The sequence below is a fragment of the Micromonospora psammae genome, from assembly GCF_036902725.1.
Taxonomy (GTDB): Bacteria; Actinomycetota; Actinomycetes; order Mycobacteriales; family Micromonosporaceae; genus Micromonospora.
In genome coordinates this window covers 57,133-79,309 of the sequence record NZ_JBAKHM010000003.1, presented here as the reverse complement: position 1 = coordinate 79,309, position 22,177 = coordinate 57,133, and the positions used below count along the sequence as shown (strand labels likewise).

At 72.8% G+C, this 22,177-nt stretch carries 21 protein-coding genes; 17 read left to right on the top strand and 4 right to left on the bottom strand.

Annotation, left to right across the window (positions count from 1 at the left end; translation table 11 throughout):
- Positions 1-45 precede the first annotated feature (45 nt).
- The 5 genes from V6U79_RS06525 to V6U79_RS06505 all read left to right on the top strand — a co-directional run bounded on the left by V6U79_RS06525 (position 46) and on the right by V6U79_RS06505 (position 6,621).
- On the top strand, positions 46-1,401 hold the full coding sequence (locus tag V6U79_RS06525; protein ID WP_442933367.1) for an ABC transporter ATP-binding protein: 1,356 nt from the start codon (positions 46-48) through the stop codon (positions 1,399-1,401).
- 151 nt (positions 1,402-1,552) lie between these two features.
- Positions 1,553-2,569, top strand: a complete 1,017-nt coding sequence (locus V6U79_RS06520; RefSeq protein ID WP_334613917.1) for a hypothetical protein — start codon at positions 1,553-1,555, stop codon at positions 2,567-2,569.
- A gap of 400 nt (positions 2,570-2,969) precedes the next feature.
- The gene (locus tag V6U79_RS06515) at positions 2,970-3,437 is read left to right on the top strand and encodes a DUF4442 domain-containing protein (protein WP_334530650.1); all 468 of its coding nucleotides are present in this window, start codon (positions 2,970-2,972) and stop codon (positions 3,435-3,437) included.
- A 59-nt stretch (positions 3,438-3,496) separates the two neighbouring features.
- A complete protein-coding gene (locus V6U79_RS06510; protein ID WP_334613916.1) occupies positions 3,497-4,249 on the top strand; it encodes a beta-phosphoglucomutase family hydrolase in 753 nt (250 codons plus the stop codon).
- Positions 4,246-6,621, top strand: coding sequence for a glycoside hydrolase family 65 protein (locus V6U79_RS06505; RefSeq protein WP_334530645.1), 2,376 nt, complete (start codon positions 4,246-4,248; stop codon positions 6,619-6,621). The genes V6U79_RS06510 and V6U79_RS06505 overlap by 4 nt, the downstream gene beginning before the upstream one ends.
- Before the next feature lie 59 nt (positions 6,622-6,680).
- Here V6U79_RS06505 and V6U79_RS06500 read toward each other — a convergent pair whose 3' ends face one another.
- Positions 6,681-6,860: a hypothetical protein gene (locus V6U79_RS06500; RefSeq protein ID WP_334530642.1), complete on the bottom strand. Its 180-nt coding sequence runs from the start codon at positions 6,858-6,860 to the stop codon at positions 6,681-6,683.
- A 190-nt stretch (positions 6,861-7,050) separates the two neighbouring features.
- Between V6U79_RS06500 and V6U79_RS06495 the strand changes: the two genes are divergently transcribed.
- Complete coding sequence (locus V6U79_RS06495) at positions 7,051-7,707, top strand: dienelactone hydrolase family protein (RefSeq protein WP_334530639.1); 657 nt, start codon at positions 7,051-7,053, stop codon at positions 7,705-7,707.
- Between the two features lie 89 nt (positions 7,708-7,796).
- Here V6U79_RS06495 and V6U79_RS06490 read toward each other — a convergent pair whose 3' ends face one another.
- Positions 7,797-8,942, bottom strand: a complete 1,146-nt coding sequence (locus V6U79_RS06490) for an AI-2E family transporter (protein ID WP_334530636.1) — start codon at positions 8,940-8,942, stop codon at positions 7,797-7,799.
- Between the two features lie 141 nt (positions 8,943-9,083).
- On the opposite strand from V6U79_RS06490, the gene V6U79_RS06485 reads away from it, so the two are divergent.
- A complete protein-coding gene (locus tag V6U79_RS06485) occupies positions 9,084-9,848 on the top strand; it encodes an alpha/beta fold hydrolase (RefSeq protein ID WP_334613915.1) in 765 nt (254 codons plus the stop codon).
- A 104-nt stretch (positions 9,849-9,952) separates the two neighbouring features.
- Here V6U79_RS06485 and V6U79_RS06480 read toward each other — a convergent pair whose 3' ends face one another.
- Positions 9,953-11,425, bottom strand: a complete 1,473-nt coding sequence (locus V6U79_RS06480; RefSeq protein ID WP_334613914.1) for a hypothetical protein — start codon at positions 11,423-11,425, stop codon at positions 9,953-9,955.
- Between the two features lie 107 nt (positions 11,426-11,532).
- Between V6U79_RS06480 and V6U79_RS06475 the strand changes: the two genes are divergently transcribed.
- The 3 genes from V6U79_RS06475 to V6U79_RS06465 all read left to right on the top strand — a co-directional run bounded on the left by V6U79_RS06475 (position 11,533) and on the right by V6U79_RS06465 (position 13,392).
- Positions 11,533-11,715 (top strand): antitoxin, encoded by a 183-nt coding sequence (locus V6U79_RS06475; protein WP_334530627.1) that lies wholly within the window; start codon positions 11,533-11,535, stop codon positions 11,713-11,715.
- A 191-nt stretch (positions 11,716-11,906) separates the two neighbouring features.
- The gene (locus V6U79_RS06470; protein WP_334613913.1) at positions 11,907-13,115 is read left to right on the top strand and encodes a cytochrome P450; all 1,209 of its coding nucleotides are present in this window, start codon (positions 11,907-11,909) and stop codon (positions 13,113-13,115) included.
- Between the two features lie 55 nt (positions 13,116-13,170).
- The gene (locus V6U79_RS06465; RefSeq protein ID WP_334613911.1) at positions 13,171-13,392 is read left to right on the top strand and encodes a ferredoxin; all 222 of its coding nucleotides are present in this window, start codon (positions 13,171-13,173) and stop codon (positions 13,390-13,392) included.
- Positions 13,393-13,455: 63 nt separating this feature from the next.
- On the opposite strand, the gene V6U79_RS06460 is transcribed toward V6U79_RS06465, so the two are convergent.
- Positions 13,456-14,058 carry a hemerythrin domain-containing protein gene (locus V6U79_RS06460; protein WP_334530621.1) on the bottom strand — a complete coding sequence of 201 codons (603 nt, stop codon included), beginning with the start codon at positions 14,056-14,058 and terminating at the stop codon, positions 13,456-13,458.
- A 185-nt stretch (positions 14,059-14,243) separates the two neighbouring features.
- Here V6U79_RS06460 and V6U79_RS06455 point away from each other — a divergent pair, with 185 nt between their 5' ends.
- The 7 genes from V6U79_RS06455 to V6U79_RS06425 all read left to right on the top strand — a co-directional run bounded on the left by V6U79_RS06455 (position 14,244) and on the right by V6U79_RS06425 (position 22,136).
- A complete protein-coding gene (locus V6U79_RS06455) occupies positions 14,244-15,503 on the top strand; it encodes a cyanophycinase (RefSeq protein WP_334613909.1) in 1,260 nt (419 codons plus the stop codon).
- A gap of 220 nt (positions 15,504-15,723) precedes the next feature.
- The gene (locus V6U79_RS06450; RefSeq protein WP_334613908.1) at positions 15,724-17,163 is read left to right on the top strand and encodes a hypothetical protein; all 1,440 of its coding nucleotides are present in this window, start codon (positions 15,724-15,726) and stop codon (positions 17,161-17,163) included.
- A gap of 66 nt (positions 17,164-17,229) precedes the next feature.
- Positions 17,230-18,114 (top strand): MurR/RpiR family transcriptional regulator, encoded by an 885-nt coding sequence (locus V6U79_RS06445; protein WP_334530612.1) that lies wholly within the window; start codon positions 17,230-17,232, stop codon positions 18,112-18,114.
- A gap of 91 nt (positions 18,115-18,205) precedes the next feature.
- Complete coding sequence (locus V6U79_RS06440) at positions 18,206-19,153, top strand: transporter substrate-binding domain-containing protein (RefSeq protein WP_334613906.1); 948 nt, start codon at positions 18,206-18,208, stop codon at positions 19,151-19,153.
- 162 nt (positions 19,154-19,315) lie between these two features.
- The gene (locus V6U79_RS06435) at positions 19,316-20,170 is read left to right on the top strand and encodes an amino acid ABC transporter permease (protein WP_334613905.1); all 855 of its coding nucleotides are present in this window, start codon (positions 19,316-19,318) and stop codon (positions 20,168-20,170) included.
- Complete coding sequence (locus V6U79_RS06430) at positions 20,167-20,976, top strand: amino acid ABC transporter ATP-binding protein (protein WP_334613904.1); 810 nt, start codon at positions 20,167-20,169, stop codon at positions 20,974-20,976. The genes V6U79_RS06435 and V6U79_RS06430 overlap by 4 nt, the downstream gene beginning before the upstream one ends.
- Entirely contained in the window at positions 20,976-22,136 is a 1,161-nt protein-coding gene (locus V6U79_RS06425; RefSeq protein ID WP_334613903.1) for a M20 family metallopeptidase, read from the top strand. Before V6U79_RS06430 ends, V6U79_RS06425 begins: the two co-directional genes overlap by 1 nt.
- Positions 22,137-22,177: the final 41 nt, after the last annotated feature.

Here is a 22,177-nt window from a genome sequence, read left to right as displayed (position 1 = left end):
CTGTCACAAGTCGAACATGGCACGTTTACCCGATGTGCGGATCCGATGATCCTGGTCACAGTCAAGCGTGGTTCGGCCGAGCTGGGGGAGGAGACGGTGACAACCGTCGCGCTCAAGGACGTCACCAAGGTGTTCCCGGACGGGACGCTCGCGGTCGACAGCGTCAATCTGGACGTCAACGACGGCGAGTTCATGGTGCTGCTCGGGCCTTCCGGTTGCGGGAAGTCCACTGTGCTGCGCATGGTCGCCGGCCTGGAGGACCCGAGTTCCGGCGCGGTGATGCTCGACGGCCAGGTGGCCAACGACCTGCCGCCGCGCGAGCGGAGGATCGCCATGGTCTTCCAGGACTTCGCGCTCTACCCGCACATGAGCGTCGGGGACAACATCGCCTTCCCGCTGAAGCTGGCCGGCGTCGAGCCGAGCCCGCGCGGCGAGCGGGTCGGGGACGTGGCCAGCGCGCTCGGGATCGGCGACGTGCTGGGCCGCAAGCCGAGCCAGCTCTCCGGCGGGCAGCGGCAGCGGGTGGCCATGGGCCGGGCGATAGTGCGTCGGCCGGGGCTGTTCCTGATGGACGAGCCACTCTCCAACCTCGACAGCGGCCTCCGGGCCGAGCTGCGCGCCGAGATCTCCGGGCTGACCCGGGAACTCGGCGTCACCACCATCTACGTCACGCACGACCAGGCCGAGGCGCTGACCATGGCCGACCGCGTGGCGATCATGCGCCGGGGCGTGCTCCAGGACGTCGGCACCCCCACCCAGGTGTACGGCCGGCCGGCCACGCTCTACGTGGCCGCCTTCCTGGGCAGCCCCCGGATGAACCTGCTGGAGGCGTCGGTCTACGTCCACCTCGACCGGTACGTCACGCTGACCCTCGGCGAGCAGGCGCTCCACCTGCCCTGGGACGACATCCGCAGCCGGGCGGTGGCGCACTACCACGGTGAGCGGATCGTGGTCGGGATGCGGGCGGAGGCGCTGACGCCGGTGGCGCCGGACACCCCCGGGGACGTGCTCCGGGGTCGGGTCCGGTACCTGGAGCACCACGGGCACGAGTCGCTGGCCTTCCTCGACATCGGCGCGACGGCGATCATGGTGGACGAGATGGGCACCCCGGTGGACGGGGGTTCCAACAGCCAGCGGGGTCGGCGCCGGTTCGGTCAGGTCATGCAGCGGCTCACCGGCCGGAGCGGGGAGCCCGAAGCTACCCGGGTCAGCTCCGGCGGCAACCGGACGAGCGTCCTCAACGATCCGGGGCGGCACCACCGCCGTCCGGCCGAGCTGGCGGTACGGCTCGCCCCGTACCCGGCGATCGCCGCCGGGCACCCGATGTCGGTCGCGGTGCGGATGGACGCGCTGCACTTCTTCGACGAGCGGGGCGACCGGATCGACGTGGGGTGGCGCTGAGCCCGCCGACCCCGGCGGGTCGGGGAGTGGCCGCGCCGGACGGGGTCGCGGCGGGCCGGGCCGGTGCCCTACCGTCAGCGCACCTGGATGTCCATCGAGCACCGTTACCAGAGAGGGGCCCGCCGTGTCGGGTGATCGTCCGAGTCCGCTCGTGATCGAGCGGATTCTGCGTGACCGGGAGGGGATCTGGCAGCAGATCGTCGCCGATCAGGATCTCCACCAACTCACCGGCCGGATGCTGTCCAGCTCGGCCATCGCGCTGGCCTGCTACGGTGCCGTGCTCGGCGCGTTCCACGGTGTGCTGATGGCGTTGACCTCGGCGGTCAAGCTGCCGTTGCTCTTCCTGATCACGTTGGCGATCTGCCTGCCCACGCTCTACCTGTTCAACCTGGTCTTCGGGGCCCGGCTCTCGGTGCGGCAGTCGCTGGCCCTGGTGATGGTGGCGATCACCGTGACCTCGATGCTGGCGGTGGCGTTCGCGCCGATCAGCCTCTTCTTCCTGATCACCGCGCCGGACTACGGCTTCTTCAAGCTGCTGAACGTCGCGATTCTCACCCTGTCGGCGGTGGTCGGGCTGCGCTTCCTCACCGGCGGGATGCAGGTGCTCAACGCGCACGGCCTGCTCTCCCCGGCGACCGCCGGAGCCCCGGCCGTCCCGGCGCAGGCCCCCGCCCCGGCCGTCGCCGCCCCGGCGGTCCAGGTGGCGCCCGCGCCGGCCGCCGGGGAGGCGGCACCCGCCGTCGCGGAGCCGGTCGCCGTCGGGGCGAACGCGAACGGCGCGAGCCCCGCGGCCGGGGAGGCGGTCCCCGCCGCCGGGCAGACCGTCGCCGCCCCGCCGGCGCCGGGCGCGACCGTCCCGCAGCAGCCGGTCGCCGTGGCGGCGGCCGGGCAGCCGGCCGCGTTTCCGCCCGGCATGCTGCCGCCCGGCTACCCGGCGGGCCACCGGCCGTGGGCCAACCCGCCGGTGCACCGCCCGCAGCCGGAGCAGCGGCCGGCCAGCATGACCCTGCTCCACGTCTGGATCCTGCTCTTCGGCTTCGTCGGCACCCAGCTGGCCTGGACCCTGCGTCCGTTCGTCGGCAGCCCGGGCGAGGACTTCGCGCTGTTCCGCAGCATCGAGGGCAACTTCTACGCGGAGATCCTGCGCACCATCGGCAACCTCTTCTGAGGCAATGCCCGCGCCGGGCGGGGCGCCGGGGAGGCGGACGAATGCCTTCCCGGTGTCCCGCCCGTCCGTTTCCCCAGGGTGCCTCGCCCGGCCTGCGCCTCCATCGGCGCCGCTGACGGCAGCGGTCAGTGCCTTCACGCGCCGAGGAGATTCCGCCGTTCCCTCCCGGCCGGGGCGGTCGCGGTGGGGCAGGGGAGGGTGTGTGTTCGTCGGATCCTTTAGAGCTGATGACGCAAACGGGTCAAGGTTCACCCGTCCCGATGACTCGTCTACGTCATCAGCTCCAAAGCGTCCACACCGCAGGTCGCCCCGAGGTCGAGCCAGCGCTGCCGCCCGCTTGTCGGTCGCCTGGCCACACCGCCATGTTGCCGCGCAAGTTACCGACTAGTAACATCAGGGCATGTCCATCGACTCTCGCCAGATCGCGGCCGGAATGCTCCAGGCCGTGCCGTTCGCCCGTACTCTCGGTTTCGAGTTCGTCGAGGTCGCGCCGGAGGCGGCGGGCGGGGTCCGCGCCGTCGTCCGGCTGCCCGACACGCCCGCGACGCACAACCACGTCGGCGGCCCGCACGCCGGGGCCATGTTCACCCTCGGCGAGACCGCGTCCGGCACCGTGGTGATGGCCGCCTTCGGTCACCTGCTCGACCGCGCCGTGCCGCTGGCCGTACGGGCCGACATCGGGTACCGGAAGCTGGCCATGGGGCCGGTGCTGGCCACCGCCCGGCTCGGCCGTCCAGCCGCCGAGGTGATCGCCGAACTGGACGCCGGCCGGCGCCCGGAGTTCCCCGTCGAGGTGGAGATCAGCACCGAGGACGGCACCCCCACCTCGGCGATGACTGTGGTCTGGACGCTGCGCCCGAACCGCTGACGGGCGGCGAGCCTGCCGAAACGGGTTTCTCCGGCCGGTGTGATGGATAGATTCGTACCGTGCTGGGTCTACCCGCTCACGTGACCGCCTGTCTCTTCGATCTGGACGGTGTGCTGACGCAGACCGCCAAGGTGCACAACGCCGCCTGGAAGCAGACCTTCGACGACTTCCTGCGCCGCCGGGCGGCGGCGACCGGGGAGCAGTTCCGGCCGTTCGACCCGGGGCCGGACTACAACCGGTACGTCGACGGGAAGCCCCGGGCCGACGGGGTCCGCTCCTTCCTGGCTTCGCGCGGTGTCGTCCTCCCCGAGGGCGACCCGGACGACCCGCCGGAGGCGGACACCGTCAACGGCGTCGGCAACCGCAAGAACGTCGTCCTGCTGGAGCGGATCCATCAGGACGGCGTCGAGGTCTACCCGGGCTCGGTGACGTACCTGAAGGCGGCGGTCGAGGCCGGACTGCGCCGGGCGGTGGTCTCGGCGAGCGCCAACTGCGGCCCGGTCGTCGCCGCCGCCGGCCTCGAGCCGCTGCTGGAGGCCCGGGTCGACGGCCTGGTCGCCCGGGCTGAGGGGCTGCGCGGCAAGCCGCACCCGGACACCTTCCTCGCCGGCGCGGCGCGGCTCGGCGTCGAACCGGCCCACGCCGCCGTCTTCGAGGACGCGCAGGCCGGGGTGGCCGCGGGCCGGGCCGGCGGGTTCGGCTACGTGATCGGAGTGGACCGGGTCGGTCAGGCCGACGAACTGCGGGCCCACGGCGCCGACATCGTCGTCACCGACCTGGGGGAACTGCTCGACGGGGGGTCGACGACATGATTCGGGAACGCGCCTATCCGGTGGAGCCCTGGCACGTCCGGGAGACCGTGCTCGACATGGACGTCCTCGCCCAGTCCGAGTCGGTGTTCGCGCTCTCCAACGGCCACGTCGGCCTGCGCGGCAACCTCGACGAGGGGGAGCCGCACGGCCTGCCCGGCACCTACCTCAACTCCTTCTACGAGCTGCGCCCGCTGCCGTACGCGGAGGCCGGCTTCGGCTTCCCCGAATCGGGCCAGACCGTCGTCAACGTCACCAACGGCAAGCTGATCCGGCTGCTGGTCGACGACGAGCCGCTCGACGTCCGGTACGGCGAACTCCTCGCCCACGAGCGGATCCTCGACCTGCGCGCCGGCACCCTGCACCGGGAGATGCACTGGCGCTCCCCGGCCGGGCGCGAGGTCAAGGTGCGCAGCACCCGGCTGGTGTCCTTCACCCAGCGGTCGGTCGCCGCGATCCACTACGAGGTGGAGCCGGTAGGCGGCCCGCTGCGACTCATCCTCCAGTCGGAGCTGGTCGCCAACGAGAACCTCCCGGCGCAGAGCCGGGACCCCCGGGTGGCCGCTGTGCTGGAGTCGCCGCTGCAGGCGGAGGAGGAGCTGACCACCGACGACGGCGGGCTGCTGATCCACCGCACCAAGGTCAGCGGGCTGCTGGTGGGCGCGGAGATGGGCCACGACATCGAGGCGCCGGCGAAGTTCACCCTGGAGTCCGAGGGATACCAGGACTGGGTGCGTACCACTCTCGCCTGCGTGCTCCAACCCGGCGAGACCCTCCGGGTCGTCAAGTACCTCGCGTACGGCTGGTCCAGCCGGCGGTCGCTGCCGGCCCTGCGCGACCAGGTGGGCGCGGCCCTCGCCGGCGCGCGGCTCGACGGCTGGGAAGGGCTGCGCCAGGAGCAGCGGAAGTACCTCGACGAGTTCTGGGACGCGGCCGACGTGCGGGTCGAGGGTGACCCGGAGGTGCAGCAGGCCGTGCGGTTCGGGCTGTTCCACGTGCTCCAGGCCGGGGCCCGGGCCGAACGGCGGCCGATCTCGGCGAAGGGCCTGACCGGCCCCGGCTACGACGGCCACGCCTTCTGGGACACCGAGATGTTCGTGCTGCCGGTGCTCACGTACACCCAGCCGAACGCGGTGCGGGACGCGCTGCACTGGCGGCACTCCACCCTCGAGCAGGCGCAGGAACGGGCCCGGACGCTGAACCTGCGGGGGGCGGCCTTCCCGTGGCGGACCATCGAGGGCTCCGAGTCGTCGGCGTACTGGCCGGCGGGCACCGCGGCCTTCCACATCGCCGCCGACGTCGCCGACGCGCTGCGCCGGTACGTGCTGGTCACCGGGGACGTCGAGCTGGAACGGGAGATCGGCCTGGAGTTGCTGGTGGAGACGGCCCGGCTCTGGCGCTCGCTGGGCCACCACGACCGGCAGGGCCGCTTCCACATCGACGGGGTGACCGGGCCGGACGAGTACACCGCGGTCAAGGACGACAACATCTACACCAACCTGATGGCGCAGCGAAACCTGATCGCCGCCGCCGAGTCCGCGATGCGGTTCCGCGACGAGGCCATCCACCTCGGGGTGACCGAGGAGGAGGCCGCGGCGTGGCGGGACGCGGCGCACGCCATGCACGTCCCGTACGACGAGGGGCTCGACGTGCACGAGCAGGTCGAGGGCTTCACCCGCCTCCAGGAGTGGGAGTTCGGCGAGACCCCGGCCGAGAAGTACCCGCTGCTGCTGCACTACCCGTACTTCGACCTGTACCGCAAACAGGTGATCAAACAGGCCGACCTGGTGCTCGCCATGCACTGGCGGGGCGACGCGTTCACCGGTGCGGAGAAGCTGCGCAACTTCCTCTACTACGAGCGGCGCACCGTGCGCGACTCGTCGCTGTCGGCCTGCACCCAGGCGGTGATGGCGGTCGAGGTGGGGCATCCCGAACTGGCCCACCGCTACCTGCGCGAGGCCGCGCTGATGGACCTGCACGACCTGAACGAGAACACCCGCGACGGCGTGCACATGGCCTCGCTGGCCGGGGCGTGGATCGCGCTGGTCTCGGGCTTCGGCGGGCTGCGCGACCACGACGGCCAGCTGTCGTTCTCGCCGCGGCTCTCCAGCCGGCTGAGTCGACTGGAGTTCTCCCTGCAGTGGCGGGGGTTGCGGCTGCGGGTGGACGTCCGCCCGCACCAGACCACGTACTCGCTGCGTGACGGCGGGCCGGAAACGGTCATCGAGCTGCGGCACCACGGGGAGAAGCTGCAGGTGACCGCCGCGTCCCCGGTCACCGTTCCGGTGCCGACCCCGCCCCCGCCCGGCCCCGTCCCGGAGCAGCCACCCGGGCGCGCGCCCCTGCTGCACCTGCCGGAGGAGGACAGCCGCTGACCGTGCCCGCGGTCATGAGGTCGACGGTCGGGTGACCGCCAACCTCATGACCGGCCGGTTCAGAACTGGGGACCGTTGGAGGGTCGGCCACCCGCGTCCCGGGGAGCGACCGCTCGCGGGTCGTCCGGGAGGCGCGCGTGCGACGCCTCGTCCGCCCAGTCCCGGTTGCGCTCGACGTCCTGCTCGCTACGTTCCTGCTCGGCGGTCCGGGTCTCCTGTCGGGCCTTCCGCTTGGCCATGGCGATCCTCGCGATCCGTCGGGGCGCGGCTGCGCCGGCTCTGCGATCACCCTGCGGCTTCCCGATCGGCCCGGGCACAAACGACGGGCCCGCTCCCCGCGCTCCCGGTTCGCCGGAGGTGACGGTGGCGGGTGAACCCGGCGCGGGCGCGGGTATCCGACGCCCACTCGAGGCGTGGGAGGTGGGCGACATGGCCACACGGGGACAGGTGAACATTCCGGTCGGCGAGGTGGGGCTGCCGGCCGACGTCGACGGGCCGGCCGACGCGGCCGGCGTGGTGCTCTTCGCGCACGGCAGCGGCAGCTCCCGGCACAGTCCCCGCAACGTGGCGGTGGCCCAGGTGCTCCAGCGCGCCGGTCTGGCCACCGTCCTGGTCGACCTGCTCACGCCCGAGGAGGACCGGGTCGACGCCGTGACGGCCGAGCTGCGCTTCGACATCGGGATGCTCGCCGACCGGCTGGCCGGGATCGTGGACTGGCTGGGCGACGAGCCGTCGCTCGGTCGGCTGCCGGTGGGCCTCTTCGGCGCGAGCACCGGCGCGGCGGCGGCGCTGGTCGCCGCGGCGGCCCGGCCGGAGCGGGTGGCGGCGGTGGTGTCCCGAGGTGGCCGGCCGGACCTGGCCGGGGCCGCGCTGTCCGGGGTACGCGCGCCGACCCTGATGCTCGTCGGCGGCCGGGACGAGCAGGTGATCACCCTCAACGAGCAGGCCGCCGCCGCGCTCGCCGCCCCGCACGAGCTGCGGATCGTGCCCGGCGCGACCCACCTGTTCGAGGAACCGGGCGCGCTCGACCAGGTGGCCGACGCGGCCGCCGGCTGGTTCGCCGCCCGCTTCCGCGTGCCCGCCTGAGCGCCGGCCCGCCGACTCCCGCCGCCGGTCGGCGCTCCGGCGCGACCGGCGGGGGGAGCCGGGCGGGTGTGCTCCGGCGGGGTCGCGGGTCAGGCCGGGGCGGGAGGCGGGGGTGGCGCGCCGGTCTTCTCCGCGGCGAGGCGTTCGCGGTGCCGCTGGACGGTGTCGACCACGCGGTACGTGACCGCGGCGATCGGCACCGAGACGAACGCGCCGGGAATGCCGGCGATCAGCGTGCCGGCGGTGACCACCACCAGGATCACCGCGGGGTGCAGCTGCACCTGCCGCTTCATGATCAGCGGCTCCAGCAGGTTGCCCTCGACCTGCTGCACCACGATCACCGCGGCCAGCACCAACAGCGCCGTGGTCGGGCCCTTGGCGGCCAACGCCACCAGCACGGCGACCGCGCCGGCCACCGTCGCCCCGACGATCGGGATGAAGCCGCCGAGGAAGGTGATCAGCGCCAACGGCAGGGCCAGCGGCACGCCGAGCAGCACCAGCGCCAGCCCGATGCCGAGCGCGTCGATCGCCGCGATGATCATCGTGCCCCGGCTGTACGCGCTGAGCGTCCGCCAGCCGGCCCGGCCGGCCTCGGCGGTGACCTGCTGGTTCGGGCCGGTCAGCCGGCGCAGCACCCAGTGCCACATCGACCGTCCGTCCTTGAGCAGGAAGAAGAGCAGCACCAGGGCGAGCAGCGAGGAACCGACCACCTCGGCGGCGGTCCGCGCCCCACCGATCAGGTCGAAGCCGCCACCGATGCCGCTGCGTACCTGGCCGATGATCTTGTCCAGTTGCGCGTCGCTGATCGGCAGGGCGGTGGTGACGAAGTCCCGGCTGCGCTGGAGACCCTCGCCCAACTCCCGGCTCAGCTCGTCGAACTCGGCGGCGGTCAGGTTCCACACCACCGCGCCCACCCCGACCAGGATGCCGAGCAGCAGCAGCAGGCTCAGCAGCGCCGCCAGCGCCCGCGGCACCCGCAGCCGCCGCAGGAGCAGCAGCACCGGGTCGAGCAGCGCGGCGAGGAAGAGGGTGACCGCCAGCGCGATCGCCAGCGGCGCGAGCAGCACCGCGACCTTCCCCAGCAGGTACAGCCCGATGATCACCACCACCAGGCAGGCGCTCCACACCACGGCGGCGCGCACGAGCCACGGCAGCGCTCCCCACGCCTGCTTCGGCTCCGGGCGGGCGCCCGCCGCCGTCAACCCGGGCGTACGCCCGTCATCGTCCTCGACCACGTCGGTCCTCCTCGATCTCAGCGTGGTCGATACCCGACCTGTGTCTCCCCGACACCCACCACATGGTGCAACGGCGAACCCCCGTCGCCGCACGTTTCCCGTGCTGTTCAGGGTCACCCGCGGGGTCTAACATCCCGGGTCATGCGTGGGTTCTTCGCGGTGGGGGATCGGAGGCTCTCGTATCTGGACTTCGGTGGTTCGGGTTCTCCGCTCCTGGCTCTGCACGGGCACTACAACGAAGCGTCGGCATTCGCGCCGCTGGCTGAGGCGTTGGCACCGCGGTGGCGGGTGATCGCGCTCGATCAGCGTGGGCATGGCGCGTCCGACCGTGCGGAGAGCTATGAGCGGGACGACTATGTCGCCGACGTCGCCGCCTTCCACCGGCACCTGGGAGTCGGCCCGGTGGCGGTGCTGGGCCACTCGCTCGGCGGAGTGAACGCCTACCAGTACGCCGGCCGGCACCCGGACCGGGTCACCGCGCTGGTCGTCGAGGACATCGGCGCGGTCGTGGACTGCGACTGGTCGTTCACCACCAGCCTCCCCCGCCAGGCGCCATCCCGCGATGCGCTGGCCTCGGCGCTGGGCGCGGCGGCTCCCTATCTGGAGTGTTCCTTCCGCCGGTCGCAGGACGGCTGGGGTTTCTCGTTCGACATCGATGACACGGTGGCGTCCCAGAAGGCACTCAACGGTGACCACTGGAGGGACTGGGTATCGGTAAGCTGCGCCACCCTCCTGATCCGTGGCACGCGCAGCGACGAACTGACAGCCGCCCACGCTCGCGAGATGATCGCCCGGCGCGCCGGCCAGGCCCGTCTTGCCGAGCTGCCGGCCGGTCACGTGGTGCATCACGATGCTCGAGCGCAGTTCGCCGCCGCCGTCAGTGCCTTCCTGGCCGGATCCGACTGAACCAGGGGAGCTGCGGAGGTATCCCCCTGGTTCACGAGTTCGACGGTGGGACTCGTCGGCGAGGTGCTGACAGGGACCTGGAGTGGTTCGGCCGGTGGTTCTGCTCAGGACAGACCGGGCCACGCCGCGAGGTAGCCGCCACCGGTACCGGGCCCCGCGTCCCGGGTCCGGTAGAACGGCCCCTTGTCCACCCGGGCCGCCACCGCCGCCACCCCGGACCCGGCGGTCACGCCGCGGACCGCGCCGGCGCCGCCGTCGGTGAAGACCACCCAGGTGAGCCGCCGCTTCAGGTCCGCCGAGAGCACCAGCACCCAGGCGTCCCCACCGGCGTACGGGGCGAGCCGCCGCCCGCCCAGGGCGACCCGGGACCGGTCGGCGATCTGGTACGCGGACACCCCGCCCGCGTACACCCGGCCGCGCTCGTCGGCGGTCACCGCGTACGGGGTGACGGTGTTGCCCCGGTCGCCCTTGGAGTCGATCCGGGCGAGCAGGTGCTGACCGGCGAGCTGCCGTCCCGAGGAGGGGTCGAGGCGGGCCAGGTAGGTCTGGTGGGCGTTGCCGGTGTTGAACGGCTGGGTGAACTTGTCAACGACGACGTTCGGCGCCGGCCGGGTCACGTCGGCGGCGGAGCGCCCGAAGATGCTGTTCCCGCCGTCGGTCACGCCGGCCAGATAGAGCTTGCCGTCCCGGCCCATCGAGACCCGCTCGGCCCGGCTGTCGGCGCAGAGGTCGCCGAGCTTCTCCGCCGGGTGGTCGTAGGCGCGCCAGCGCAGCGCGCCCCGCCGGTCGTACGCGTGCACGTAGGCGATCTGCACGGGTACGCAGGTGCCGGCGTTCACCTGCCGGTAACCGCTGACGAAGACCAGGCCGCTGCGGTCGTCGACCGCCACGTCGCTGACGGTCCGCCCGTCGGGGCGGATGGTGGCCAGGGCGGCGCCGCGCAGGTCGTACACCCGCACCGCACCGCCGACGACGGCGGCGACGGTGCCGGCGGCACCCACCGCTACGCGGCTGGCCGCCCCGGCGCGCTGCCACCGCGCGGTGGTGGCGCGCGGGTCGAGCAGGGCGACCCCCCGGTCGGTGGCGACGGCGATCTCCCCGCCCTCGCGGTGCACCTCCAGGTCCTCGACCACCCCGGCGAGGCGGGTGACGCCGAGCAGCCGGCGCCCGGTGCCGTCGAGGCGCAGCACCGCGCCGGGGCCCTTGCCGAGCGTGGTGCGGGTGCCGCCCCGCACGTCGGTGAAGCGGCCGCCGACGACGATCTCGCAGTTCGGGGCGGTGTCCACCGCGTTGGCGCTGTCGGTGGCGGTCCGTCCCGGGTGGAACGCCGCGGTCGGGTCGAGGGTGCTGCTGGAGCGGGCGGCCGGAGCGGGGCGGGGACAGCTGGCCGGGGCGGCGCCGAAGCCGGTGACCGCGGCGGGGGTGCCGCCGGGCGTGGGCTCCGCTCCGGCAGAAGCGGGGGTGCTCGGGCCGGTCCAGCGTGCCGGGGTGTCCGCCGGGTCGGCGCCGCACCCGGCGGTGAGTGCCAGGGTGACGGCGACGGCGGCGAGGAGTGGCCTGCCATGGCGTCGGTGCACGGCTCCGCCCCTTCCAGGAGGTCGCCGCGATCCTACGGCGCGGCGGGCCCGGTGTTTGCCCTTCCGGCGTGGGGGAACGCAGAGGACAACGAGTGAGGAGGACCGACATGAGTGACTTCACGGACAAGGCGCAGGACTTCGCCGACAAGCATGACAAGCAGGTCGACCAGGGCCTCGACAAGGCCGGCGACTTCGCCGACCAGCGCACCGGCGGCAAGTACGACGAGCAGACCGACAAGGCCGTCGACATGGCGCAGCAGCGCACCGGTGAGGGCGACCAGGGTCGCTGACCTCGTGTTTTCCGTTGCCGGGCCATCTGGGGGTGGCCCGGCAACGCTGCGTTCGTGCTCGCGCACCCCTGGTCACCATCGACCACTCTCGCTACGATCCGCAGTCGGGGCATGACTCCGGGTGGAGTTGTGCGGAGCGGACCGGCCCGCGCCCGGAGGCGGCGGCCGTCGACGAGAGGGAGCCACCCCCGGTGACCGAGACATCGCACGCGACGATCCCGCAGCGTTACCCGTTCAGTGACCCGCACCGGCTCGACCTGGACCCCCGCTACGCGCGCCTGCGCCGGGAGGAGCCGCTGACCCGGATCAGGATGCCCTTCGGTGAGCCGGCGTGGCTGGCCACCCGGCACGCCGACGTCCGTTTCGTACTCGGCGACGCCCGGTTCAGTCGGGCCGCCGCCGTCGGCCGCGACGAGCCCCGCACCACGCCCCACCAGCAGGACAGCGGCATCCTCACGATGGACCCGCCCCAGCACACCCGGCTGCGCCGGCTGGTCGCGAAGGCGTTCACCGCCCGGCGGGTGGAGCAGCTACGGCCGCGCACCCGGGCGCTCGCCGACGAGCTGGTCAGCGGCATGGTCTCGGCCGGTCCCCCGGCCGACCTGGTCGCCCACCTGGCCACCCCGCTGCCGATCCGGGTCATCTGCGACCTCCTCGGGGTGCCGGTCGCCGACCAGGACCGCTTCCACACCTGGTCGGAGGCGATCGTCTCGACCACCTCGCTCAGCCCGGAGCAGACGCAGAGCTACCTCGACCAGCTGCTGGCGTACATGGGGGAGCTGATCGCGCGGCGGCGGGCCGCACCGACCGACGACCTGCTCGGCGCGATGGTCCGGGCCCGCGACGAGCACGCCGACCGGCTGGCCGAGGAGGAGGTCGTCCAGCTGGCCGCCGGGCTGCTCGCCGCCGGGCACGAGACCACCGTGACCCAGGTCCCCAACATGGTGTACGTCCTGCTCACCGAACCCGGCGCCTGGGACCGGCTGCGCGGTGACCCCGCTCTGGTGCCGACGGCGGTCGAGGAGCTGATGCGGTTCATCCCGCTCGGCAGCTCCGCCGCCTTCGCCCGGTACGCCCTCACCGACGTCGAGATCGGCGGTGTGCTGGTCCGCGCCGGTGAGCCGGTGGTGGTCGCCATCGCCTCGGCGAACCGGGACGAGACCGTCTTTCCCGACGCCGACCGGCTGGACCTGGCCCGGGCGGAGAACCCGCACGTCGGCTTCGGCCACGGGGTGCACCACTGCATCGGCGCGCAGCTCGCCCGGATGGAGCTCCAGGTGGTGTTGGAGACGCTCGTGGCCCGCCTGCCGCGGCTGCGCCTGGCGGTGCCGGAGTCCGAGCTGACCTGGAAGAGCGGCCTGCTGGTCCGGGGCCTGACCGCGATGCCGGTGTCCTGGTGAGCGCGGGGAGCGCGACGCGACGGGATCTCGCGGCCGGGCTCGGAGGGCGGGACCGGTGAGCGGTTGGCGGGTGCACGTCGACCCGACCCGGTGCATCGGGTCGGGGATCTGCGCGGGCACCGCCCCGGCCCACTTCGTGCTGGTGGACGGGCTCGCCCGCCCGCTGGCCGAACGGATCGACCCGGCGGACCCGGTGCTGGACGCCGCCGAGTCCTGCCCGATGGAGGCGATCATCGTCTCGGACCGGGAGGGTGGCCGGCTCGCGCCCGAGCTCTGAGCCCGGGGCCGCACCGACGGCCGCGCCCGGCACAGTCGGGCGTGGCCGTCGGTGCGGCGGTCGTCAGCGCTGCTTCTCGTGCAGCTCCTCCATGGTGGTGACGCGCCCGCTGAGCGCGTCGCGCATCCGGTCGACCAGGCCGGCGCCCGGGGCGAGCAGCTTGTTCGCCGGCGGGCGGTCCGGGGCGGCCGGGTGCGGGCGGGTCGGCGCGGTCTTCTTGACCGCCTCCACCTTCCCGGCCAGCTCGACCAGCTCCTCGGCGGCGCACGCGGCCCGCAGCCGGGGGAACAGGTCGGCCTCCTCGTCCTGCACGTGGTGCCGGATGGTGCTGGCCAGGTGGCCGAGCAGTTCGTCGAAGCGGGGGTCGGAGGGGTCGAGGGACTCCAGCTCCTTCATGGTGCGCTCGGCGTCCGCGTGCTCGGAGATCTCGTGCTCGGCGACCTGGTCGCCGTCCGGCAGCGTCTTGCGCGCGGTCGGGTAGACGTACGCCTCCTCGGCGACGGAGTGGCGGACCAGCCCGGCGATCACCACGTCGGCCAGCTGGCGGCGGTGCTCCGGGGTGCCCTGCCGGCTCTCCAGCTCGACGAAGATCGCCTCGAACTCGCGGTGGTCGGCGGTGAGGACGTCGACGACGTCCTGGTGCGCGGTGGCCTCGTGATGGCTCATAGGATCCCCTTACCGGTGCGGACGGTCGGTTGAGGCCCACGTACCCCTTTGTCGCCGACCGAACCCACGGCGGCCGACTGATTCGGCGAACCAGTCGATGCGACGCATCTGGGCGTTGTCGCGACTGTCGACGGCGCGTACGCTTCTCCTCGGCCCGCCCTCACGGTCTCCAGTGAGGAGCAGTCATGCCCTTGAACCGCCTGCTGGCCATCGGGGTCAGCGCGGGCGCGGCATTCGCGCTGAGCGTGCCGGCGGTCGCCGCACCGGCCTCGGCCGCCCCGTCCCACCACCGCTCCAGCGGCAGCCTGGTGCTGGTCGGTGGAGGTCTCGCCGACGACAACGCGACCATCTACGGCGACATCGTCCGGCTCGCCGGTGGCCCCGGCAAGGCCCGGATCGGCATCTTCACCGCGGCGGCCCCGGTGCCGTCGGAGGACCCCGACGCCGGCACCCCGGACTGCAACAACAGCGTCTGCAATGGTGACTACTACGCCAACCTGTTCAAGTCCTACGGCGCGTTGGACGCCCAGTGGATCCCGATCGACGTGGACCGCCCGGAGGCCGCCGACGACCCGGCCGTGGTCAAGCAGATCAACTCGATGACCGGGTTCTTCTTCGGCGGCGGCGACCAGTACCGGTACGTCACCACGATGACCCGCGGCACGGCGCAGCGTGACTCCGCCGCGCTGGCCGCCGTCCGGCGCAAGCTGCGCGGCGGCGCGGTGGTCTCCGGCACCAGCGCCGGCGCCCAGATCATGGCCGGCCGCGACATGATCACCGGTGGTTCGGCGGAGCCGGGCCTGCGCGACGGCGCCAAGCCGGGCTACTTCGACGACCCGGGGGTGCTGGGCTACCTGCCGAAGGGGGGCTTCGGCTTCTTCACCGAGGGGTTGCTGGACACCCACTTCTCCCGGCGGGGCCGGGAGGCGCGGTCGATCCGGCTCGCCTCGGACACCGGTAACGACCGGGTCTTCGGGCTGGACGAGAACACCGCGCTCGAGGTGACCGGAGTCGGTTCGCGGCACCCTTCGCTGCGGGTCATCGGTCAGCGTGGGGTCAGCGTGCTGGACCTGCGCCGGGCCGAGGTGACCAGCACCGGTGGGGTGTGGGGCATCGAGAACGTGCGATGGAGCCGGCTGACCGAGGGCGACCGCTACCGGGCCGGGCGCTGGCAGCCGGTGATCGCCCCGGGCAAGCAGCGGGTCAGCCCCGCCGCCGGCCCGTGCACCGTGCCGCCGTCGGACGACGTCTTCTACGACTACGCGCTGGTCGGGCTCGCCGAGGGCCTGGTCGACCAGGCGGGCTGCGAGTCGACGTCGGGCACCTCGTACGAGAAGGACCCGCAGTTCGCCGCCGAGGTGACCCGGGGTCGCGGCTTCGCCGGCTACCGGGCCGGTGAGTCGACCTCCTTCGTCAACGCGGTGATCGCCATCCGTCCCGCCTGACGCCGGAGCACGGCCGGGTGAGCCCAGCCGTGCGGTGGCAACGATCGTGATGACCCTGGGGCAGACGTCTGCCCCAGGGTCATCACGGCTTTGTGGATGGTGTGGGACCGGGGCGGACATCGGAAATCGTCACCACGCTGTAACAGAAGTTACGTATTGAGCAGTGAACGTAATGGATGTAACTTCTGTTTCATCGATTCGTGGCCCCTCGGAGGTGCCCATGTTCCTGTCCCGTAACCCCCGCCGACTGTCCCTCGTGGCCGCGGCCGCGGCCCTCATCACCGTGGCCCCGGTGGGGGTGACCGCCGCCCAGGCTCAGGTCACCCGGAACCGCCAGGGCAGCAGCGCCGACGTCAGCCGGACCGCCTGGTCCGGCCCGGCGTACACGATGAACGGCTCGGGCGGCATCATCACCGCCACCATGAACCAGGCGATCAACGCCATCCGCGGCGGCACCGGCTCGATCGACGTGGTGGTGATCGCCGGCTCGGGCACCACCACCCCGGAGTGCGACGTCATCACGCCGCTGACCGGCGTCAACTCCTGCACCACGCTGACCCTCACCGCCGCCCGTGACGGCGACAACGCGCAGGTCAACACCGACGTCCGCAACGCGGAGTTCGTCTACTTCGCCGGCGGCGACCAGTGCCGCTACGTGGCCTGGAAGGGCACCGCGCTGGAGGCGTCCGTCGAGTCCGTGGTCGCCAAGGGTGGCGGCGTCGGCGGCGGCAGCGCCGGCCACCACGTCAACAGCGACATCGTGTACGACGCCTGCACGGCCAGCACCACCTCGGCGATCGCTCTCGACGACCCGTACGACCGGTCGCTGACCTTCACCACCGGCATGTTCCGCTGGCCCAACTACGCCAACACCGTCAACGACTCGCACTTCGTCACCCGGGACCGGATGGGCCGCCTGATGGCCTTCGTGGCCCGGGCGGTGAAGGACGGCCGGACCAGCGGCGGCAAGGCCTGGGGAGTCGGTGTCGAGGAGGGCGCCTCGCTCTTCATCGACAAGTTTGGTCTGGCCACGCTGAGCGGCCCGAGCGCGTACGTCGTGCTCGGCGACCACCAGCCGGAGGCGGCCGTCTCCGGGGAGCCGCTGACCTACTCCAACTTCAAGATCTGGAAGCTGACCAGCGGCCAGACCTACGACTTCGCCAACCGGCCGACCTGCGGCTACTACCTGAAGAGTGTGAACGCTGGCGTGCCGAGCAGCAGCCTCTACAGTGGCACCCCGGTCACCGACTGCTCGACGCCCACGCCGCCCACGACGCCCCCGTCGGGCGGGAACAGCTTCACCGAGGTGGAGCCGAACGACACGCGCACCGCCGCCAACGACGTCTCCGGCAACACCTACCCGCTGACCGTCACCGGTGACATGAAGAGCTCCTCCGACCGGGACTACTTCGCGCTCACCGTGGCCAGCGGTCAGAAGCTGACGGCGAGCTGCGCGGTGCCGACCGCGTACGACGCCGACATCTACCTGCTCGACTCGGGCGGGAGCACGGTGACCCGCTCGGTCAACGACGGCGCCGGCACCGACGAGTCGGCCAGCCTGACCCGCAGCGCCTCCGGCACCGCCACCTACTACCTCGACGTGGAGGCGTACTCCGGCTCGGGCACCGCCGACTACACCTGCACCCTCACCAAGGCCTGACCCGCACCCCCAGGGCCGGGCGCGGAGCGGGATCGGTCCCGCTCCGCGCCCGGTTACGCTCAGCGCGTGTCGAACCACGATCTTGTCGAAGAGCCGCACGGCGTCGGCGTCGCGGCGCTGATCCGCCAGCGGCTCGGCGAGTGCAGCCCCGCCGAGCGCCGGGTGGCCCGTACGCTGCTCGCCTCCTACCCGTCCGCCGGGCTGGGCACCGTCGCCTCGCTCGCCGAGCGGGCCGAGGTGAGCGCGCCGACCGTGCTGCGCTTCCTGGCCCGCCTCGGCTTCGGCGGCTACCCGGAGTTCCAGCGGGCGCTGCGCGAGGAGCTGGCCGAGCGGGAGACCTCGCCGCTGTCGGCGTACCGGGCTGCGGAGCTTACCGGCACGCCGCCGGCGGGCGCGCTGCCCCGGGCCGTGGCCAGCCTGCCGGACGCGGTGGCCGGCACCCTCGCCGAGCTGCCGCAGGGCGAGCTGGACGCGGCGGTACGCCTCTTCGCCGACCAGCAGTTGCGGGTCACCGCGGCCGGGGGACGGTTCTCCGGGCTGCTCGCGCAGTACCTGGTGCTGCACCTGATGCAGGTGCGTGGGGGCAGCCGGCTGCTGCCGCGCACCCCGGTGGAGCGGACCGACATGCTGGTCGACGTCGGCCGGCGGGACCTCTTCGCCCTCTTCGACTTCCGCCGGTACGAGGAGCCGACCCTCGCGCTGGCCCGGGAGGTGACCGCGCGGGGCGCCAAGGTCGTGCTCTTCACCGACCGGTGGCTGTCGCCGGTGGCCGGCCTGGCCGAGGTGGTGCTCCCCAGCCGGGTCGAGTCGCCGTCGCCGTACGACAGCTTCGTGCCCGCGTTGGCCCTGGTGGAGACCCTCGTCGCGGCGGTGATCGACCGGCTGGGGCCGGTGGCGGGCACCCGGCTCAAGGCGATGGAGGCGGCCCAGCAGACGTTCGGTGGCGCCTGAGCGGCGTTACAGAAAATTGTAACCCCACCGAAATCGTAACGTGCGTTACAGTCCGGAGGCTGGTTCGTTCTGGCCCCCGGAAGGACACCTCATGCGCATCCGTCAGTTCGCCCTGGTCGGCGCGACCACGGCCCTCCTCGCCTCCACCGCCGCCTGCGGCGGCGCCTCCACCACCGCCGCCGGCTCCGGCGACGAGGTCAAGCAGGTCTCCGTCACCATCGACGGGGTCGGCGCCGTCACCACCGACTCCGCCCTGGCCAAGAAGGTTCCCGCCGACCTGCGCGGCCGGGGCACCCTGACCGTCGCCACCAACGCGCCCTACCAGCCCTTCATCGACTTCAAGGTCGAAGGCAAGAACGACGAGTTCAAGGGCCTCGACCACGACCTCTTCCAGGCCGCCTCGGCCCGGCTCGGCCTGAAGGCCACCTTCAGCCAGCAGCCCTTCGACGGTCTCGTCCCCGGCCTCCAGGCCGGCAAGTACGATGCCATCGCCGGCGGCATCACCGACAAGAAGGAGCGCCAGCAGGTCGCCACCTTCGTCGACTACTCCGCCTCCGGCACCGGCTTCCTGGTCAAGACCGGCAACCCGCTGGCCGTCAAGACCGTCGCCGACCTCTGCGGCCGCAAGGTCGCCGTGCAGAAGGCCAGCAACCAGGCCAAGAACCTCGCCGACTACAGCAAGGCCAGCTGCGCCGGCAAGGCGATCGACGTCAAGGAGTACCCGGAGAACCCGCAGGCCGTGCAGGCGCTGCTCGCCGGCAACGTCGAGGTGGTCGCCGCCACCAAGGTGAACCTGGTGGACACCGCCGCCACGCTGGCCGGCAAGGCGGACCTGGTCGAGGACCCGTCCGCCCCCAACGGCTGGCTGGCCAGCCCGAACGGCTTCGGTTTCCTCAAGGCCAACAAGGAGCTCGCGCAGGCGTACCAGGCCGCCGTGCAGTCCCTGATCGACGACGGCACCTACGGCAAGATCCTCGGCCAGTGGAAGCAGACCCCGATCGCGATCAAGCAGGCCACCATCGACCAGGCCATCGACTGACCCGGCGGACCACCGCCCCATGGACCGCGGTCGCCGGGTGCCCTCCGAATCCGTGAGGGCGGGCCCGGAGGCGCCCGGCGACCGCCGCACCGCACCCTCTTCCGCTCGCGACCGCGGGCTCCGCTGCGCTGCCCACCGGACCCCGCCGCAGGAGGCACCACAATGACAAGCGACACCGAGACCGTACGGGTGGTGCCCGTACGTCGCTACGGACGCTGGCTGACCGCGCTGCTCGTGGTCGGCCTGACCGCCCTGTTCCTCCGGGCGCTGTTCGACAGCCCGAACCTGGAACCCGGCACCATCGCCAACTACCTGTTCAAGGACTACGTCCTCGACGGCGTGGTCACCACGCTCTGGTTGACCCTGCTGGCGATGGTGCTCGGCACCGTCGGCGGCGTCCTGCTGGCCGTCATGCGGCTGTCGGAGAACCCGGTGCTGCGCGGCGTCTCCTGGGTCTTCATCTGGGTCTTCCGGGGCACCCCGCTGCTGGTGCAGATCATCTTCTTCGGGTTCCTCGGGGCGCTCTTCCCCCGACTCACCCTGACCGTGCCGTTCACCGGCACCATCCTCTTCGACAAGCCCACCAGCGTCGTGGTGACCGGGACCGTCGCCGCCGTGCTGGCCCTGTCGCTCAACGAGATGGCGTACGCGGCCGAGGTCATCCGCGGCGGCATCCTCGCCGTGGACCAGGGGCAGGCGGAGGCCGCCGCCGCGCTCGGCATGAGCCCGACGCTGACCCTGCGCCGGGTGGTGCTGCCGCAGGCCATGCGGGTGATCATCCCGCCGATGGGGAACGAGACCATCACCATGCTCAAGTCCACCGCGCTGGTGTCGGTGATCGCCGGGCGGGACCTGATGACCGCCGTGCAGACCGTCTACCAGAACAACTACAAGGTCATCCCGCTCCTGGTGGTGGCCGCCATCTGGTACCTCGCCCTGGTCAGCCTGCTCTCGGCCGGCCAGTGGCTGATCGAGCGGCGGTTCGGCCGCGGCTTCGCCCGGGGAGGCGTCCGATGACCGTGACCGAACAGGCGGCCGTGCCGGCCGCCCGCGACGAGACGACCACCCCGATGGTGCGCGCCGAGGGCGTCACCAAACGGTTCGGCGCGGTCGAGGTGCTCAAGGGCATCGACCTGGCCGTGGCCCCCGGCGAGGTGAGCTGCCTGCTCGGCCCCTCCGGCTCCGGCAAGTCCACCTTCCTGCGCTGCATCAACCACCTGGAGCGGATCGACGGTGGACAGCTCTGGGTGGACGGCGACCTGGTCGGCTACCGCCGCCAGGGCGACAAGCTGTACGAGTTGAAGGCCCGCGAGGTGGCCCGCCGCCGCCGCGACATCGGCATGGTGTTCCAGCGGTTCAACCTCTTCCCGCACCTCACCGCCCTCGGCAACATCGTCGAGGCCCCGGTACGGGTGCTCGGCACCTCGCGCGAGAAGGCCCGCGCCGAGGCGGTGCGGCTGCTGGAGCGGGTCGGGCTGGCCGAGAAGGCCAACAACTACCCCGGCCAGCTCTCCGGCGGCCAGCAGCAGCGGGTCGCGATCGCCCGCGCGCTGGCCATGCACCCGAAGCTGATGCTCTTCGACGAGCCCACCTCGGCGCTCGACCCGGAACTCGTCGGCGACGTGCTCGACGTGATGAAGGGGCTGGCCGCCGACGGGATGACCATGGTGGTGGTGACCCACGAGATGGGCTTCGCCCGCGAGGTCGCCGACAGCGTCGCGTTCCTCGACGGGGGCGTCGTCGTCGAGCAGGGCACCCCGGACCAGGTGCTCGGCAACCCCCGCCACGAGCGCACCCGCGCCTTCCTGGACAAGGTGCTCTGATGGACCCTCTGCTCACCGCGGCCGGTGACCGGCTCGGGGCGTACCACGACCGGCTGGCCCGGCTGGTCGCCGTCGACTCCGGCTCCGGGCAGGTGGACGGCCTGCGCGAGGCCGCCGACCTGGTGCAGACCTGGTGCCTGGCCGCCGGGCTGGCGGTGGAACGGGAAGCGGTCGCCGACCCGTCGGGCGCCCCGCTCGGCGACGTGCTGATCGCCCGCCGGCGGGGCCGGGGGGAGCGGCGCATCCTGCTCGCCGGTCACCTCGACACGGTCTTCCCGCCCGGCACGGCCGCCAACCGGCCGTTCCGGGTGCAGGAGGGCCGGGCGTACGGGCCGGGGGTCAGCGACGACAAGGGGGGCCTGCTCGCCGGGCTCGCCGCCGTGGAGGTGCTGGGCGCGCTGGGCCGGGAGGAGTACGGCGAGCTGGTGCTGGTCTGCACCCCGGACGAGGAGATCGGCTCGCCGGGCAGCCGCCCGCTGCTGCGTACCCTCGGCGCGGAGGCCGACGTGGCGCTCTGCCTGGAGTGCGCCCGCGACAACGGTGACCTGGTGTCGGCGCGCAAGGGCGTCGCGGACCTGGAGATCGTGCTGCGCGGTCGGGCCGCGCACGCCGGCATCGAGCCGGAGCGGGGGGCGAACGCGCTGCTCGCCGCGGCCCGGCTGACCGTGGCCCTGGACGCGCTCAACGGGCGCTGGCCCGGGGTCACCGTCAACGTCGGGGTGCTGGAGTCCGGTGGGCGGCCCAACGTGGTCGCCGACCGGGCCCGGATGCTGGTCGACCTGCGGGCCTGGCGCACCGGGGAGTACGCGGCGGCGCTGGCCGAGATCCGCCGGCTGGTCGCCGAGCCGATCGTCGCCGGGGTGCGCGGCGAGCTCTCCGTGCACGCGCCCACCCCGCCCTGGGAGCCGGGCCCGGAGGGGCGCTGGCTCACCGAACTGGCGGCGAAGGTCGGCGCCGGGCTCGGTCTGCCGGTGTCGCACACCGCCACCGGCGGCTGCGCCGACGCCAACCTGCTGGCCGAGGCGGGCGCGACGGTGCTGGACGGGCTGGGTCCGGTCGGCGGCGACGACCACAGTCCGGCCGAGTGGCTGGACCTCGACTCGGTGGTGCCCCGGGTGGCCCTGCTCGCCGGCCTGATCGACGAGGTGGCCCGGCGCTGAGACGACGAAAGGGCCGGTCCCCCTGTCGGGGAGACCGGCCC